This is a genomic window from Pseudomonas siliginis, assembly GCF_019145195.1.
GTDB lineage: Bacteria > Pseudomonadota > Gammaproteobacteria > Pseudomonadales > Pseudomonadaceae > Aquipseudomonas > Aquipseudomonas siliginis.
The window spans coordinates 45092-60774 of sequence record NZ_JAHSTW010000011.1 but is presented as its reverse complement, the minus strand read 5'-3'; the positions used below and the strand labels follow the sequence as shown (position 1 = coordinate 60774).

The 15683-nt window shown below is 59.2% G+C and carries 18 protein-coding genes, 1 tRNA gene and 1 pseudogene; 11 read left to right on the top strand and 9 right to left on the bottom strand.

Going from position 1 to position 15683, the window contains the following annotated elements; genetic code table 11:
* The first annotated feature begins 80 nt into the window (after window positions 1–80).
* From KVG87_RS21360 to KVG87_RS21330, 7 genes are all read left to right on the top strand, one after another.
* Window positions 81–1412, top strand: coding sequence for an MFS transporter (locus KVG87_RS21360; RefSeq protein ID WP_217852447.1), 1332 nt, complete (start codon window positions 81–83; stop codon window positions 1410–1412).
* A gap of 192 nt (window positions 1413–1604) precedes the next feature.
* Window positions 1605–2339, top strand: coding sequence for a PA3715 family protein (locus KVG87_RS21355; RefSeq protein WP_217852445.1), 735 nt, complete (start codon window positions 1605–1607; stop codon window positions 2337–2339).
* A 36-nt stretch (window positions 2340–2375) separates the two neighbouring features.
* Window positions 2376–3095, top strand: a complete 720-nt coding sequence (locus tag KVG87_RS21350; protein ID WP_122691685.1) for a PA3715 family protein — start codon at window positions 2376–2378, stop codon at window positions 3093–3095.
* Between the two features lie 4 nt (window positions 3096–3099).
* A complete protein-coding gene (fos, locus tag KVG87_RS21345) occupies window positions 3100–3516 on the top strand; it encodes a fosfomycin resistance glutathione transferase (RefSeq protein WP_122691684.1) in 417 nt (138 codons plus the stop codon).
* A gap of 60 nt (window positions 3517–3576) precedes the next feature.
* A complete protein-coding gene (locus KVG87_RS21340; RefSeq protein ID WP_217852443.1) occupies window positions 3577–4215 on the top strand; it encodes a LysE family translocator in 639 nt (212 codons plus the stop codon).
* Window positions 4216–4290: 75 nt separating this feature from the next.
* The gene (locus tag KVG87_RS21335; protein ID WP_217852441.1) at window positions 4291–5640 is read left to right on the top strand and encodes a sensor domain-containing protein; all 1350 of its coding nucleotides are present in this window, start codon (window positions 4291–4293) and stop codon (window positions 5638–5640) included.
* A 152-nt stretch (window positions 5641–5792) separates the two neighbouring features.
* Complete coding sequence (locus KVG87_RS21330) at window positions 5793–6296, top strand: DUF4142 domain-containing protein (protein ID WP_217852439.1); 504 nt, start codon at window positions 5793–5795, stop codon at window positions 6294–6296.
* A 74-nt stretch (window positions 6297–6370) separates the two neighbouring features.
* Here KVG87_RS21330 and KVG87_RS21325 read toward each other — a convergent pair whose 3' ends face one another.
* Complete coding sequence (locus KVG87_RS21325; RefSeq protein ID WP_016771301.1) at window positions 6371–6781, bottom strand: low affinity iron permease family protein; 411 nt, start codon at window positions 6779–6781, stop codon at window positions 6371–6373.
* Between the two features lie 176 nt (window positions 6782–6957).
* Here KVG87_RS21325 and tam point away from each other — a divergent pair, with 176 nt between their 5' ends.
* The gene (gene tam, locus KVG87_RS21320; RefSeq protein ID WP_217852437.1) at window positions 6958–7728 is read left to right on the top strand and encodes a trans-aconitate 2-methyltransferase; all 771 of its coding nucleotides are present in this window, start codon (window positions 6958–6960) and stop codon (window positions 7726–7728) included.
* A 267-nt stretch (window positions 7729–7995) separates the two neighbouring features.
* Window positions 7996–8124: pseudogene (locus tag KVG87_RS26045) on the top strand (DUF6124 family protein); the annotation flags it as partial.
* 66 nt (window positions 8125–8190) lie between these two features.
* Here the strand turns inward: KVG87_RS26045 and KVG87_RS21315 are convergent.
* Both KVG87_RS21315 and KVG87_RS21310 read right to left on the bottom strand, forming a co-directional pair.
* The gene (locus KVG87_RS21315) at window positions 8191–8547 is read right to left on the bottom strand and encodes a helix-turn-helix domain-containing protein (protein ID WP_076566357.1); all 357 of its coding nucleotides are present in this window, start codon (window positions 8545–8547) and stop codon (window positions 8191–8193) included.
* Window positions 8547–8849 (bottom strand): type II toxin-antitoxin system HigB family toxin, encoded by a 303-nt coding sequence (locus tag KVG87_RS21310; protein WP_076566359.1) that lies wholly within the window; start codon window positions 8847–8849, stop codon window positions 8547–8549. The genes KVG87_RS21315 and KVG87_RS21310 overlap by 1 nt, the downstream gene beginning before the upstream one ends.
* Window positions 8850–9058: 209 nt before the next feature.
* Between KVG87_RS21310 and KVG87_RS21305 the strand changes: the two genes are divergently transcribed.
* The gene (locus KVG87_RS21305; protein WP_217852435.1) at window positions 9059–9301 is read left to right on the top strand and encodes a helix-turn-helix domain-containing protein; all 243 of its coding nucleotides are present in this window, start codon (window positions 9059–9061) and stop codon (window positions 9299–9301) included.
* 186 nt (window positions 9302–9487) lie between these two features.
* On the top strand, window positions 9488–9658 hold the full coding sequence (locus tag KVG87_RS21300) for a hypothetical protein (protein ID WP_217852433.1): 171 nt from the start codon (window positions 9488–9490) through the stop codon (window positions 9656–9658).
* 147 nt (window positions 9659–9805) lie between these two features.
* On the opposite strand, the gene KVG87_RS21295 is transcribed toward KVG87_RS21300, so the two are convergent.
* From KVG87_RS21295 to atzF, 6 genes are all read right to left on the bottom strand, one after another.
* Window positions 9806–9879: transfer RNA gene (locus KVG87_RS21295), tRNA-Gly, on the bottom strand.
* A gap of 157 nt (window positions 9880–10036) precedes the next feature.
* The gene (locus tag KVG87_RS21290) at window positions 10037–10921 is read right to left on the bottom strand and encodes an alpha/beta fold hydrolase (protein WP_076566363.1); all 885 of its coding nucleotides are present in this window, start codon (window positions 10919–10921) and stop codon (window positions 10037–10039) included.
* A 316-nt stretch (window positions 10922–11237) separates the two neighbouring features.
* Entirely contained in the window at window positions 11238–11930 is a 693-nt protein-coding gene (locus KVG87_RS21285; RefSeq protein WP_217852431.1) for a pseudouridine synthase, read from the bottom strand.
* Window positions 11931–11963: 33 nt separating this feature from the next.
* Window positions 11964–12194, bottom strand: a complete 231-nt coding sequence (locus KVG87_RS21280; RefSeq protein ID WP_076566367.1) for a cysteine-rich CWC family protein — start codon at window positions 12192–12194, stop codon at window positions 11964–11966.
* Window positions 12187–13674, bottom strand: coding sequence for a sensor domain-containing diguanylate cyclase (locus tag KVG87_RS21275; protein WP_217852429.1), 1488 nt, complete (start codon window positions 13672–13674; stop codon window positions 12187–12189). The genes KVG87_RS21280 and KVG87_RS21275 overlap by 8 nt, the downstream gene beginning before the upstream one ends.
* Window positions 13675–13891: 217 nt before the next feature.
* Window positions 13892–15664 (bottom strand): allophanate hydrolase, encoded by a 1773-nt coding sequence (atzF, locus tag KVG87_RS21270; RefSeq protein ID WP_217852427.1) that lies wholly within the window; start codon window positions 15662–15664, stop codon window positions 13892–13894.
* Window positions 15665–15683: the final 19 nt, after the last annotated feature.

Below are 15683 nucleotides of genomic sequence, written 5' to 3'. Positions count from 1 at the left end.
CACAGTTCAAAAGCATTCAGCAGCACCACCAGACAACAAAAACAATCGGACGCCCCCGGCAGTCCTCCTGGAGAAAATCTATGAGCCTCAATGTAATGGAGGCGGGCGTGAATCCGTCCGTCGATCACGACGCCGATAAGGCCCTGGTCAGCAAAGTCGCCTGGCGTCTGATGCCGCTGATCATGGTCTGCTACCTGTTCGCCTTTTTCGACCGCATCAACATCAGCTTCGCCAAATTCCAGTTGCAGACCGACCTGAGTCTGAGCGACACCGCGTATGGCTTGGGCGCCGGGCTGTTCGTGGTCGGTTACGTGCTGTTCGAAGTGCCGAGCAACATGATGCTGTACAAGGTCGGCGCACGGCGCTGGATTGCGCGGATCATGATGTCCTGGGGCGTGGCGACGGCGGCGATGGTCTTCGTCAACAGCGAATGGCAGTTCTATGCGCTGCGCTTCGTCATCGGTGCGATGGAAGCCGGGTTTGCTCCGGGCGTGCTGTATTACCTGACGCTGTGGTTTCCGCAGCACTTCCGTGGCCGCATCACCTCGATGCTGTTTCTCGCCTCGGCGTTTGCCGGACTGGTCGGCGCACCGTTCTCAGGGCTGGTGTTGCAACACCTCGACGGCGTATTGCAGATGCGCGGCTGGCACTGGTTGTTCCTGCTCGGAGGCGTGCCGTGCATCGCCCTCGGTTTCCTGGTGCTGACGCAGCTCAAGGACCGCATCGAGGATGCGCACTGGCTGACGGCTGACGAGAAGAAATTGCTCTCCAGTCGCATCGCCCATCACGAGCCACACAAGAGCGGCGGCTCATTGCTCGCGGCGCTGAAAATTCCCGGGTTCCTGACGTTGGGTTTGATCTACTTCCTGATTCAGGTCGCGTCCTACGGTTTGAATTTCTGGGCACCGCAATTGATCCGCAGCGCCGGCACCGAAAGCCCGGTGATGATCGGCCTGCTGACCGCCATTCCGTACATCTGCGGTGCGATCAGCATGGTGGTGATCGGGCGCTTGTCAGACGCCACCGGTGAACGGCGCAAGTTTGTCGCCGGGCTGGTGATCGTCGGCGCAATCGGCTTTTTCAGCGCAGGAATCTTCGCCAGCCACACGACCTTCCTGATACTCGCGCTCGGCCTGCTCGGCGCCGGCATCATCGCTTCGATTCCGAGCTTCTGGACCCTGCCACCGAAGCTGCTGGCGGGCGCCGGTGCCGGCGCAGCGGGCGGGATCGCGGTGATCAACACCCTGGGGCAATTTGGCGGGATCGTCAGCCCGGTCATGGTCGGACGCATCAAGGACCTCACCGGCAGCACCACCCCGGCGCTCTATGTCATCGGCGTCGCCGCGCTGATTGCGGCCGCTTTACTGCTGTGGGGCTTGCCGCAGAAGTTGCGCACGCTGGACAAATATTGAGATTTGCGGCGTCGGCGATGACGCCTTCGCGAGCAGGCTCGCTCCCACTTTGGAATGCGCTTTGCTGTGGGAGCGAGCCTGCTCGCGAATTCCGACTTCAGACACATGAGAAGATTCGCTGGCCAGATCTGTTGAATCCTACGATGCAGAAAGGGATAGTGCGCGCCTGGAAATATCTTCAAGGAGCGGGAATTGACAATGAAGTCCAATTGGATCAGCGCAGTAGCGCTCTGCGGGTGGTTCATGGCTGGGCAGGCGTGGGCCGATTGCACGCCGCCGGCGGTCAGCGCGGAAGCGGATTTCTCGCTGTGCAAGGACTGGCCGGCTTATCCGCAGATGACCATCACCGCGCTATCGACGTTTGTGCCCGATCCGGTCTATGGCCATGACGCAAGCGTGGGCTCGTACGATCTGGACCTGGCCGTCACTACCGCTGGCAGCCCCAAACCGCTGGCGACCTATCATCAGCCGTCGGTGTTTCTCTCCGATGCCATCGCGCTGGAGAGTCTGGAACTCGACACGGCGCGCTATAAACTCACGCCCGACCTTCGTGCATTCGGCGTCCGCGCCCATTTCAAAGGCTCGTCGCGCGTCAATCCGCTGGATGAAACCCTGCTGTCGCTCTACGTGAAAGAGGGCGACAAACTGCGCCCGGTGCTGGATCGCTTGGTCGTCTACAGCTTCAGTGGCGAGTGGGATGGCAATTGCGCCGGAGAGCGCTCGGAGACGGTGCGTACTCTTGAGATGGGCAAAACCAGTTCCCATGGTTACGCCGATATCATTGTCCGCTCAGTCACCACGGGCCTGGTCGGTGAGGGGCCACCCGACACCTGCGAATCGAAGACCACCCACGAAAAACCGGTGCTGACCACGTTGCGCTATGACGGCAAAACCTACGTTTTGCCGCAAGGTTTCAAGGACATGTGACTGGTGTTACTGATACGAATACTTCAAGGAAGAATCATGAATCTGCATCTCCGAATCTATATCGCCCTCGGCTTGTTCGCGCTTACGGCTCAGGTCCATGCCACTTGCGAAGTAGAAAAATTCGACGGCCATACTCTCTCGCGCTGCAAAATCTGGCCTGCGTTCAACACTCAATCAATTGCAGCGAAGGCCACCTTCGTTCCCGATTCCGCGGGTGCTCAAGACGGCGTGTTCGATCTGGCACTGTCAGTAATCACCGCCACGACGGGCAACACAGTCGCCAGTTATGCCAAACCCGGCGCTTACAACTCCGATGCGATCAGCTTCGATGATCTGATCATCGATACGGCGCGTTACCGCTTGGCGGCGGATGTCCGTGCGTTCGGGCTGCGATCGACGTTCATGAGCCACGGTTCCAGAGCGAATCCGTACTCCAAAACCGACCTGGCTTTGTATGTTCGCGAAGGCAATCGCTTACGCCCAGTGCTGGAAGGCCTGGTGGTGCGCAAGGATTTCGGTGAGGGTACCGGGGAGTGCGATACGCGAGACACACGCATTCGCAGGACTGTCGAAATCGGCTCATCCAGCCACAACGGGTTTGCGGATCTGATCGTCAGTTCCAGCGGTTCGTTGATGGAATCTTTCACTTCAGGCAAACAATGCGCTTCGAAAACCACCAACCTGAAGAATACCCGGGTCACCCTGGTCTACGACGGCCAGCAATATGTCGTTCCCGAAGACCTCAGAGGTTACTGATTCGATGCTTACCGGTCTTAACCACCTCACCCTGGCCGTCCGCGATCTGCAGCGCAGTCTGGCGTTCTATCGCGATGTGCTGCAATTGGACGTCGAAGCGACGTGGGATAACGGCGCCTATTTGTCACTGCCCGGACTGTGGTTGTGCTTGTCAGAAGATCCTCAGCGCAGTGGGGAGCCGGGCGCGGACTATACCCATTACGCTTTGAGCGTGAGCGCGGCAGATTTCACTTCACTGGTTGAGACGTTGAAATCGGCTCAGGTGCCGCAGTGGCGAGACAACCGTAGCGAGGGCGCGTCGTTCTACTTTCTCGACCCCGACGGCCACAAGCTGGAAGCCCATGTCGGCGATTTGCAGTCGCGGCTGGCTGCGTGTCGGCAGAAACCGTACCCCGGCATGCGTTTTAACGACGCGCAGTGATCGGGCGCAGTCGGCTGATATAGACTGGCCGCCACGTGTTCTGGCGCTTGCAGGTTTCTCATGACTCCATCATTGCTGTTGGCCGTTCTGGCTTCGGGTTTCATCTACGGGATCACGCCCGGGCCGGGCGTGCTGGCGGTGTTCGGGATTGGCGCGGCCCGTGGGCGACGGGCCGGGGCGGGTTTTCTGTGTGGGCACCTGCTCGGCGACGTGATCTGGTGCAGCACCGCGCTGGTGGCGATTGTCGGTGCGCGGGAAATCGGCAGCACCGCGTTCGATGTGCTCGGCGTGCTCAGCGCGGTGTACCTGTTCTGGCTCGGCTGGCGTGCGGTGCGTGCCCAACGCCGCAATGGTGACGAGGCGCAAGGGGCGGCGCGACAGCCGTTCTGGCACGGCATCGTCTTCGGCCTGACCAATCCCAAGGCCTACCCGGTGGCGGTGGCGACCTTTACGGCGCTACTGTCGAGCCGCGCCGAACTGCTCAACTGGTCGATGCTGCCGGCGCTGATCGCCCTGAGCTTTATCGGCGGTGCGCTGGCTTACGCTATCCTCATCGGCGTGGTCGGCGCGCAGCGGGTGCGCACGGTGTATCAGCGTAATGAACTGCTCATCACCCGTTTATGTGGCGTGATGTTTATCGGCTTCGCCATCAATGCGTTGATGCACGCGCTGCCGGGGCTGCTGCCGAACAAGACTTGATGGAATGGGCAGGGACGCGCAATCACGATCATGGATGATTGAAATCGCTGCACTGTGCGGACAATCGTTAGAACCATGGCAAGCCCAAACCCTGCGCCGCTGGCGAGCTACATTGACCTGTTGCTGGACGCCGTTTGCGCGGTCGACAAACAGGGCCGTTTCGTTTTTGTCAGCGCTGCCTGCGAGCGGATTTTCGGCTACACGCCTGACGAACTGATCGGCCGCTCGATGATCGAGCTGGTGCACCCGGCTGATCGCCAGCGCACCCTTGCGGCCGCTGGCGAAATCATGGGCGGCGACCCGAAGCACAATTTCGAGAACCGCTATCTGCGCAAGGACGGCAGCGTCGCGCACATTTCCTGGTCGGCGCGCTGGTCGGAAGTCGATCAACTGCGCATCGCCGTCGCCCGCGATATCACCGAGCGCAAGCAGGCCGAGTCGCGGCAAGCGGCGTTGTACGCGATTTCCGAAGCGGCGCACGCGGCGGAAGATTTGCTGGCGCTGTTCAAACGCATCCATCTGCTGATTGGCGAGTGGCTGCCGGCGCTGAATTTTTCCGTGGCGCTGTACGACGAACACTGCGCGCAGCTGAATTTTCCCTATCACGTCGACGATCACGAATTGCAGCCCGAGCAGCCCGGCACCGTCATCGGACGGCTCTGCGCGCAAGTGATCCGCAGCGGCCAGCCAATGTTGCTGACCCCGGACAGCGCCGATGCCACGCCCGATTTTGCTGAGCTGGTGGCGGAACAAAACGCGCCTTGCTGGCTCGGCGTACCACTGAACTCAAAAAACGGCACCATCGGCGCCTTGATCGTCAAAAGCCTCGCTGGCGGCGAACGCTACACCGAGCAGGACAAGGAACTGCTGCAATATGTCTGTGCACAAGTCGCCACGGCCATCGAGCGCCAGCAACTGCACGCGCGGCTCAAGCGCATGGCGCAATACGATCAACTGACGCAACTGCCCAATCGCGAACTGCTGCGTGATCGGCTCAAGGCTGCGCTGGCCCATGCGCGAACCGGGCACGGACGCATGGCGCTGCTGTATGTCGATCTGGATCGCTTCAAACAGGTCAACGACACCCATGGCCATGCCGTCGGTGACATGCTCCTGCAAACCGTGGCCAACCGGCTGAAAGGCTGCGTGCGTGAAACCGATACGGTGGCGCGTATCGGTGGCGATGAATTCGTCGTGCTGCTGCACAGCGTGCATGCCGCCGGCGATCCCGACAATGTCGCCGGAAAAATCCGGCAGGTGCTGGCGCAGCCCATGCGCCTCGACGGGCATGACTTGCGGATCGAATCGAGCATCGGCGTGGCGCGCTTTCCTGAACACGGTGAAGAAGAACAGCAACTGTTTCGGCATGCCGATCAAGCCATGTATGCGGCCAAACGCCTCAATCATCGGGCCTTGGGCAGCTGAAGCGAGCGCGCCGTTCGTCGCGGTTCAGGCAGATTTTCTAAACCTTTGACCGCTAAAACATTCCTAACTGAGGCGGACAATTGTCCGCCGCGACATTTGAGCAGCGGGCGAATCAAGGCCCGTTTGAATTTTCAACAAAGGAGGGCGCGACCATGAGCCGGATGGCCACCCGTTTACGTAACGTCAGTTTTGCAACCCTGCTGTGCCTGTGCGCCAGCAGTGCGTTCGCCCAGTCGCCTGCCGAATTCATCAACGATGCCTCTGCCAAAGGCATGGCCGACATCGAAGCAAGTCGTCTGGCCCACGGCAAGACCGAATCGAAAGAGGTCAAGGATTACACCATCGTTGTGATCAACGACCGCACTACAGCCAACCAGCATCTGGCGAAAATCGCCAAGAAACTCGACCTGCCGGTTGCCCCCCGCGAAGAACTCGCCGACAAGGCCAAAGAGCTGATGCCGGAAGTGAAGGACGGCTCCACATTCGATCAGGCCTACGCTGCCAGTCAGGTCAAGGCGACCGAAGAGGCCATCACCCAGATCGAGCAACAGGCACAGACCACCGACGTGCCGGAAATCAAAGCGTTCGCCGATGAGACCTTGCCGAAACTGCAAAGCCATCTGGAGAAAGCTCGAGCGTTGCAGGCCAGTCGCTAACGACGCCGTAGTGTTGCAGCGCGAGCGAAACCTTCAGTTGAAATGCGATGCTCCCACAGGGTGTGTTTACTTGCTCAGCACTCATTCAAATCCTGCTTTGGCTTGCTCTTGTCGCCCAGCCCCTCAAGATCAAACACCTGATTTTCACCCAACGCGCGGTAATGCCGGCGCAGCGCTTCAAGTTGCTTCAAGTCCAGCGCTTCCAGCCCGAGCATCGCGTTTTGCGCTTCCTTGTTCACCCGCAGCAGCTCATCGAGTTTCAAATGCAAAATGTCGGTATCGCGGTTCTGCGTGTTCTGAATCAGGAACACCATCAGGAACGTGATGATCGTCGTCGAGGTATTGATGATCAGCTGCCACGTGTCGTTGTAACCAAAAATCGGCCCGCTCAACCCCCACAACCCAATCAGAATCAACGCCCCCATGAACGTTTTCGGGCTACCGGCCCACAGGGCAAGTTTCTGGGCAATCTTTGCGAATTTCATGATGGAAGTCCTTGTTTTGGAAGCTTGAAATTCAGACATCGGTGCTGTGCTGAAAATTCTAATTACAAATAACCGGGCGGGACGCCGGAGGCGAGGCGAGCTCATCGGCCTTATCGCTGTATGGTATGCGCAGCTGCACTTCCCGGTTTCAAGCCATGCCCCGACAGGAGAACGCAATGAGTTGGTCTGCCAAGCAATACGTCGCTTTCGAAGATGAACGCACCCGCCCGGCCCGTGATCTGTTGGCGGCGATACCCACGGCGCAGGCCCGGGCGGTGGTGGACATTGGTTGCGGACCGGGCAATTCCACCGAGTTGCTGGTGCAGCGTTTTCCCGAGGCGAGCGTCAGTGGCCTCGACAGTTCGGCGGACATGATTGCCGCCGCGCGCAAGCGCTTGCCTGAAGTGCAGTTTCAGGTGGCGGAGGTCGACAAATGGGCTGACGAGGGTCCGTTCGATGTGATCTTCGCCAATGCGGTGCTGCAATGGGTGCCTGATCACGCTTCGTTGCTGCCAGCCCTGGCGAGCAAGCTTTCAGATGGTGGCAGCCTGGCGATCCAGATGCCGGACAACCTCAACGAACCGTCCCACCGCTTGATGCGTGAAGTCGCCGCCAACGGGCCGTGGGCGAGCAAGCTCGCAGACGCTGCCGGGCAGCGTACCGACATGGCCAGTGCCAGTGAGTATTTTTCAATGCTGCGGCCGCACTGCGCGCGGGTCGATGTGTGGCGCACCACCTATCACCACCAACTTCGGGACGGGGCGGCGGGGGTGGTGGAGTGGTTCAAGGGTAGCGGGTTGATTCCATTCCTGAGCCCATTGACCGAGGAGGAGCGGGCGCAGTATCTGCAGCGGTATCTGGCGGAGGTTGCCAAGGCTTATCCGGCCTTGGCTGACGGCTCGGTGCTGTTGCCGTTTCCACGATTGTTCATTGTTGCAACCCGCTGAAAATGTTCATTCGTCTAGCTCGTTTTTTATCGTGAGTTCGACGCATTGGTTCAGGTCGGCGTAACTCGCAAGAACAACCCGATCGGTCCCCACTCCCTCGGGAGTGTATGTACCGGAGACATGGTGGACAGGTGTTCGGAGACATGGTGGACACATTTTAATAGACACATTGCTCATCGCGAAGGAGATGGCCTGTGTCTTGGCAAGAGGTGTCCACTGTGCAGCTTCGTTCAGAATTCGTGCTGTTGGCTCATCAAGAAGGGGCCAATGTTCGGCAGCTTTGCCGCCATGCTCGACGGCAGCCAGCGCAAAACCCTGCTCGGCATCGCCCAGGTCGTCATGCTGGGCGAGCTGGCGGTGAATCAGGTGCTGGATCATGTGGTGCCGGTCGGTTAGCCGGCGCTGATTTCCGGGCAAAAAAAAACCGGTCGTTGCGACCGGTTTTGCATGCGATAGTTTTCTTCAGACACTGGCGAGCAGGCATTCATAAGGAATACGCAAGCCATCGTGCAGACGTTTGATCATTGCCAGACTCAGCTTGCGCTTGCGGTTCAATACTTCCGAAACACGGCCACTGGTGCCAATAAAGGGCTCGAGATCCCGCGGCGTCAAGCCTTGCTGATCCATACGAAATTTGATGGCTTCAATGGGATCAGAGGGTGGCATCGGAAAATTCTGCTCCTCATACTTTTCTATCAGCAGAGCGAGAATTTCCAACTCATCGCCCTCTGGCGAGTCGATTTCTGCACCCCACAGCTGTTCCATGCGCAGCAATGCTGCGGTCAGGTCTTCCGGGCTACGAATGGGTTTGATGTTCATTAAACGGTCTCCGCGTTGATCTGGTCGTATTGAGCATGGGTCCCAACGAAGCGGATAAAACCAAGTTGCCGTCGGTAGTCGATCGCCAGAATCACTCGATATTTATTCCCGCCGATATTGAATACCACCCTGGCTCCCTTGAGGACACTAGCCGTTCGCAGCTCAGCTTTAACCTCTTGCGGAGTTCGATAAATCGCCTTTTCGATATGGCGGTACCATTCAACGAGAGGTGTCTGGGCATCAGCATGAGCTGGTGTGCTTTCCCAAAACTGTCTTAGCGTCGCTCTTGCAATTATCCGCATCCATGCCTCCTCCCGATACGGGAGATACTAGTCGTTACTGAGTGGAGGGGCAATCTTGAATGTGCTTTGTGAACGGGCGTTCAACATTGAATTGCAAAGCATGTATGGGTCATACGAATTTTCTTGCAATGGTTCATAAAAGATCCGTAATTCAGCATAACGATCCACAATGGCTCCATAAAGACCAATTAAGCCTTGAAGGGTTTGCCATGTCATTCATGCATTTGCTTCACTCGCCGGCTGAGATCGCTAGAAATGTCGGAGAAAACGCCAAAATCCTGCGGCTCTCCAAAAACCTTTCCCGCAAGACGCTCGCAGAAAAGGCGGGGGTTTCCGAATCCACCATCAAGCGATTCGAAGCGACCGGGCTCGTGACGTTGGAGGCTTTGATCCTGATAGCCACTGCGCTTGATGAACTCAACGCTGTGACCAAGCTGTTCAAACCAGAGTAGCCGAGCTCGCTGGATGAGCTGAAGAATGCCAGGCGCAAGAGAGGGATGCGCTGATGATCAAGCCTTTCAAACACACAGAAGCGCTGAATGTTTTGAAAGAGGGCGCCAAGGTTGGTGAGCTGATCAAAGTCGCGGGCCGCTGACTTCGGTGGCCGCACTCCCGGCACGCCTACACGCAAGCGAATCATGGAGATCTGCAAGGATTACAAATGCCTCAAGGCCGAGGAATACATCGAGCAGACTCTCGCTGCGCTCGCCGACTGGAAGAAGGTATTCACTCGATTGAATGTCCCGCACAAAGCCGGGGAGCCGATCTTCAATGTACTGGCGAGGCTGCATCTGGATTTCGAGAAGTAATCCGGGGAGGAAGGGCTCAGCGATCTTCTGGAAGTCTTCACCGCCAACACGCTTCAACTTCCAGACACAAAAAAACCGGCCATCAAGGCCGGTTTTTTCTATTCCTGCATCCCTCGTCGGACAACACAACGCGAGATCAATATTCGGTGGAGCGGGTAGAGGGAATCGAACCCTCATCTAAAGCTTGGGAAGCTTTCGTTCTACCACTAAACTATACCCGCTCAGAGCGGCTGACTTTGTACCAGACTCGGCCACGGATTTGAAGTTTTCTTTTCTCTGCGAGGGCTTTGCCGCGCAGAAATCGGTCGATCGCGAGCAAGGGCTGCGCCGGTGCAACAGGCACTTCAAGCTTGCAGCCTTGCCCGCGATGACGCTGTTTCAAATGGCCAGGGCATGGTGATCCTGCACAAACGAGTAGCGCGTTCGGCTGGCTTGCGGCGCAGGTTTCAGGAAGCCGAGTAGAGCGTTCTGGCTGTCGCGGCAGGCGGCTTTGTGCTCCATGTCGAGGAAGTGCCCGGTGGCTTGCAGGGTGGTGAAGCTGCTGTGCGCTACGTGATTGCCAAACAGGCGTGCGTCTTCAGCGGCGGTGTATTCGTCCCATTCGCCATTCAGGAACAGCACCGGCACGTTGATCTTTTTCGCCGCATTCAGATAGCACTGGCGATCGCTGTGCAGCACGTCGTTGATATGAAAATGCATCTGTCCGTATTCATGCTCGGCGAGACTGCTGACGTGGCGATAGTTGAAACGCTTGAACAGCGACGGCAGGTGTTTGCCGATGGTGTTGTTGACCAGATGGCCGACCCGATCGCCGTCGCGGCTGCCGAGGTAATCGACGCCGCGCTCAAGGTAATCGAGCATGTGCGCATTGATCACCGGGGAGAACGAGCTGATCACGGCTTTTTCGATGCGCCGAGGCTGCTGGGCGAGGGCGACCAGAGTGGCGGCGCCGCCCCAGGAGAACGACAGCACGTGTTCGGCGGCGAAGTGGTCGATCAGCTCCAGCAGAATCTGCCCTTCGACTTCCTTCGTCAGATGTTTCTCATGCCGGTTGTGGGCTTTTGACCGACCCGCGTAGGGCTGGTCGTAGCAGACCACGTTGAATTGCGGGTGCAGGTTTTTCACGGTCTGTGCAAACGACGCAGTCGTGGCCATCGAGCCGTTGACCAGAATGATGGTCTTTTCTGCGGCGTCTGCGCGATAGAACTCCGTGTAAACCCGATACTGACCCTGTATATCCAGCACAGCGATTTCTGGCCTCATGTCATAAGACTCCTGGCAAGCAAGCGGGTATGCGCGCAATCGAGATTGCACGAGCTTTGTGACAGGTAGGCATACGCCTGAAATTTGCTGGCCCATGTCGATCCGGTACGGCAGGTCGACGGGTGTTGTTATTGGCGGGCAGATTGCCGGCTGAGGCGCAGCCCTTGAGGGCAGACGACCGACAAAAAGTTTCTTGGAAGTATGTGGTGACTCATCGGTCACATTTCGGCCGACGTCCTGATTCAAGCAGGAGACTCAGGATCACGCAAGTGCCTTCGGCGAATTGTTCGACAACTTCGGCTGAGCGGTCGCCGGCTTAGAACAAATGAATCTCTTCGGTGCGCAAAGCGCGGTATTCGCCCGGTTTTAGCGCGTGATCAAGGGTCAGTTCGCCGATGGATTCGCGGTGCAGGCGCAGGACTTTGTTGTTGAAGAACCCAAACATGCGCTTGACCTGATGGTAGCGGCCTTCAACGATGCTCAGCCGTGCCGAGCGTGGGCCGAGCAGCTCAAGCTGCGCCGGTTGCGTAGTCAGATCTTCGAAAGCGAAGTAGATGCCCTCGGCAAATTTCAGCGCGTAGCTCGGGTCGATGTCCTGCTCGGTTTCGACGTAATAGACCTTCGGCAGTTTGGTTTGCGGCTGCGTCAGGCGTCGCGACCAGGTGCCGTCATTGGTGATCAGCATCAGCCCGGTGGTGTTGAAATCCAGACGCCCGGCGATGTGCAAATCGTCCTTGTGCGGTTCAACGAGCAGGTCGAGCACGGTCGCATGCTGCGGATCGCGGGTGGCGCTGACGCAACCCGGCGGTTTGTGCAGCATGAAATAGCGCGCCGGCTTACCGCTTTGCAGCACCTCATCGTCAACTTCGACCCGGCTGAATTCCAGCACCTCACTGTGCGGGTCGCTGACGACTTTTCCGTCAATCCGCACGCGCTTTTCCACCAGCAACAGGCGCACCTGCTGACGGTTGTAGCGGGGCAGATTGCTGAGGAAGCGGTCGACGCGCATGGTCAGGATTCAACGGACAAAGGGCCGCGCATCTTACGGGATCGGCAGCCGGCCTGCTTGCAACTGCGCTTCGACCTGGGCGCAGCGCGGGCACAGGCAGGCTTGATTGCGCAGCGCGGCCGGCAGCGCTTCGAGCACCGCCGGGTCGATGGTTACGCCATAGCACCAGCATTCGCGGTCGGCGGTGCGCGGGTCGGCGAGGCTGCAATCGTTGCGCGCACCGCAGGCCGGGCAGTGGTCGGGTTTGACGTCGTTATCAGGCATAGGTCGAGTGCGGCATTTCCATGCAGGTGCGGTTGCGCCCGGTTTGCTTGGCGCGGTACATCGCATGATCGGCCCGCGACAGCAGAGTGTGCAAGGTGTCATCGCGTTGCACGGTGGTGGCGCCGATGCTCACGGTCAGATGCAGGCTGTGGCCATCGTAGGCATATTCGTGTTGTTCGACGTGTTGACGGATCTTCTCGGCAATTTTCTGCCCGGTCTCACCGTCGGTGTCTTTCAACAGAACGATGAATTCTTCACCGCCCCAGCGGCAGACGATATCGGCGTGGCGCAGGCAACTTTGCAGGTCGCGGGCGAAACCGATCAACACCTGATCGCCAGCCATGTGGCCGTAGGTGTCGTTCAAGGCTTTGAAGTGGTCGAGGTCGAGCAGCAACGCGGTCAGCGGCTTGGTTTCCCGTTGGGCCTCGTGCAGCGCTTGCGCGGCGAGGATGTCGAAGCCGCGTCGATTCGGCAGTTCGGTGAGACTGTCGAGGGTGGCGTGCGCCTGGATCTTCGCCTGGAAGCGCTTGATCACCCGATTGAGCAGCGCCAGTACGATCAACGTCACCAACAGGCAGATCAGCAGATTGAGATACAGCGACTGGCGGATCTCGCTCAGCGCGCCGTCTTCGCGTTTATCGACGAACAGGTACCAGTTCAACTCGGGGATAAACCGCACGTTGAGAAAATGCCCCTGGCCCTGAGTGGAATATTCGTAGCTGCCGCTGTGCGGCTTGGGCAACTGGCTGACCAGACTTTTCATGCTCTCCAGTTCGCCAAGACTCTGGCCGATGTGCGCGCCTTCCGGGCCACCCTCGGCACCGGTCAATACGAGGCGGCCGAAGGTGTCGACGAAGTACACGCTGCGTTGATAGCGCTGTTGATACTTGTCGATCAGCTTGATCACCGCGTCCACGGTCAGGCCCACGCCCGCCGCACCGATGAAGCGGTTGTGGTAGTCGTAGACCTTGTAGTTGATGAAGAACGTCAGGTTGTCCTTGTTGGCCAGATCCGGGTCGACGTTGATCTCGTACGGGTCCTGCATGTCGCGCACGCGGAAGTACCAGGTGTCGCGCGGCTCATCGACTTTGACCTGTTTGAGCACGCCTTTGGCGTGGTAGTAGGTGAGCGTGGCATTGGAAACGAAGAACGCCGTGTAGGCGCCGTAATGGGTCATGACCTCGTCGAGATAGCGGGTCATCTGCTCGGGATTCTGTTCGCCATTGACCACCCAGTCGCGCATGAACGTATCGCGGGACATCATCGAGGAAATCAGGATCGGCCGGACCAGGTCTTTCTGGATTTCCGAATAGACCGTGTCGGAGGTCAGTGGCAGTTCAGTGTTGACGATGTTGTCGCGGATCGACTCGCGGGACGCGAAATAGCTCAACAGCGAGGTGGCGAGAAACCCGGCGCCGAGCAGGGCGACGAGGGTGAGCACCAGTGAACGTTGCGAGTACAAGGGAGAACGAAGCGGCATGGCAGATCCGTTGGCAGTGGCCCGATGGGATGCATTCTAGTGGCACTGCGCGCAAATAACTGCTCCCTGTGCGGCGTGAATGGTCGTTCCTTTATTCGGGGGTGGTGCGCCAGAACCTGTGGGAGCGAGCCTGCTCGCGAAAGCGTTGGGTCAGCCACATCCATGTTGAATGACATACCGCATTCGCGAGCAGGCTCGCTCCCACAGGTCGACAGATTCAGGCCAGGGTTTTGAGGTATGCCCGCCATCCCCCGAAATGACTGATATCCACCGCACCCTCCAGGCCATAAGGCTCGCAGATAAACCCGCTCTCCCAGCGCCCATCCGCCAGTTGCACCTTGCCCAACCCGAGCGGCGCCGGAATCCCGGTGAGAAACGAGCCCAGCTCGCTGCTCGGCAACTCCCAGACCTCCACGGCAATCGCCACGCCGCCGTCCTTGACCCGCACCATCCCCGGCCGCAATGGCGGGCCGCCGGCGAGGGCGTGCAGTCGATAGTCCGGCGAACTGAACGTGGTTTCCAGCAAGCGCCCGCCACGCTGGGTCAGTTGCCAGTTCAACGCCAGCCCTTGCAGGTGCGCGCCGCATACCACCAATCGAGCGCGGTCATTGCGCGCAGGGTTCGCCGGAGCTGGCAGGGCACTGTCCTGCTGGCGCTGCAAGGCATCGGCCACGCTCAACAGATACTGATCGGTAAATACCCGCCCGAACAACGTCACGCCCCACGGCAAACCGTTGCTCATGAACGCGGTCGGCACGGCGACGGCGGCGTAGTCGAGCAGGTTCATGAAGTTGGTGTAATAGCCCAGTTCAGAATTGCGCAGCACCGGCTCGGCCTCAAGCTCGGCCAACGTCACTGGACGGCCGATGGTCGGCGTCAGTACGCAGTCGAGATTTTCCAGGGCCTCGTCGCAGAGGGCCTTCAGCGCCTGCAATCGATATTGCGCGCGGAAGGTCTGCACGCCAGTCACTGCCGGAGCCTTGGCCAGCACCGCACGGATCACTGGCAGCACTGCTTCGGGATTCTGCTCCAGCAGCTCACCGGCGACGCTGTAACGTTCGGCCACCCACGGCCCGTCGTAAAGCAACCGCGCCGCTTCCAGAAACGGTGACAAGTCCAGCTCGACGGCTTCGCCACCCAAGGCCTTGAGCCGTTCGATGGCCGCTGCGAACAACTGTGGCCCCTCGTTGCAGCCGAAAAATTCAAGGTCCTGCGCCCGTGGCACGCCGAAGCGAAACGGCCGTGGCGCGCCGAACGCCGAGCCGTCGTTCCATGCCGGGTTGCCTCGGCTGTATTCATCGCGAGGATCGTGTTTGGCCGTCAACGCCAGCAACTGACTGGCCTCACGGGCGGTCGCGGTGAAGGTGGTTACGCAGTCCAGCGTGCGGCACGCCGGCAGCACGCCAGCGGTGGAAATCAGGCCTTTGCTCGCCTTCAAACCCACCAGATTATTCAGCGCCGCCGGCACTCGCCCGGAACCGGCGGTGTCAGTGCCCAAGGCAAAACTGGCCAGGCCCAGCGCCACCGCCAGTGACGAGCCGGCGCTGGAGCCGCCGGACGGATATTCGGGCAATACGCTGTTCGGGCACGCACCATAAGGCGAGCGGCTGCCATTGAGGCCGGTGGCGAACTGATCGAGATTGGTCTTGCCCAGCGGGATCGCCCCCAGCGCCAACAGTTGCTCGACGATGGTCGCCGACTGCTGCGGCACATAGGCAAACGCCGGGCACGCGGCTGTGGTGGGAATGCCGGCCAGATCGATGTTGTCCTTGATCGCGAATGGCACGCCATACAGCGGCAGGCTGTCGAGGTCACGACCGTCGAGGGCGGCCAGATACGGCTCCAGTTCATCGACGCTGAGCAGGTGGATGAACAGGTGATAGTCGGGATTCAGCGCAGCGGCTTTTTCGCGCAATTGCAGCAGCAGTTGGCGCGGTGTGGTGTCGCCATTGCGATAGGCCTGGCGCAGTGCATCGAGTTGCAGATTCATCGGTTGATCCTTATAAAAA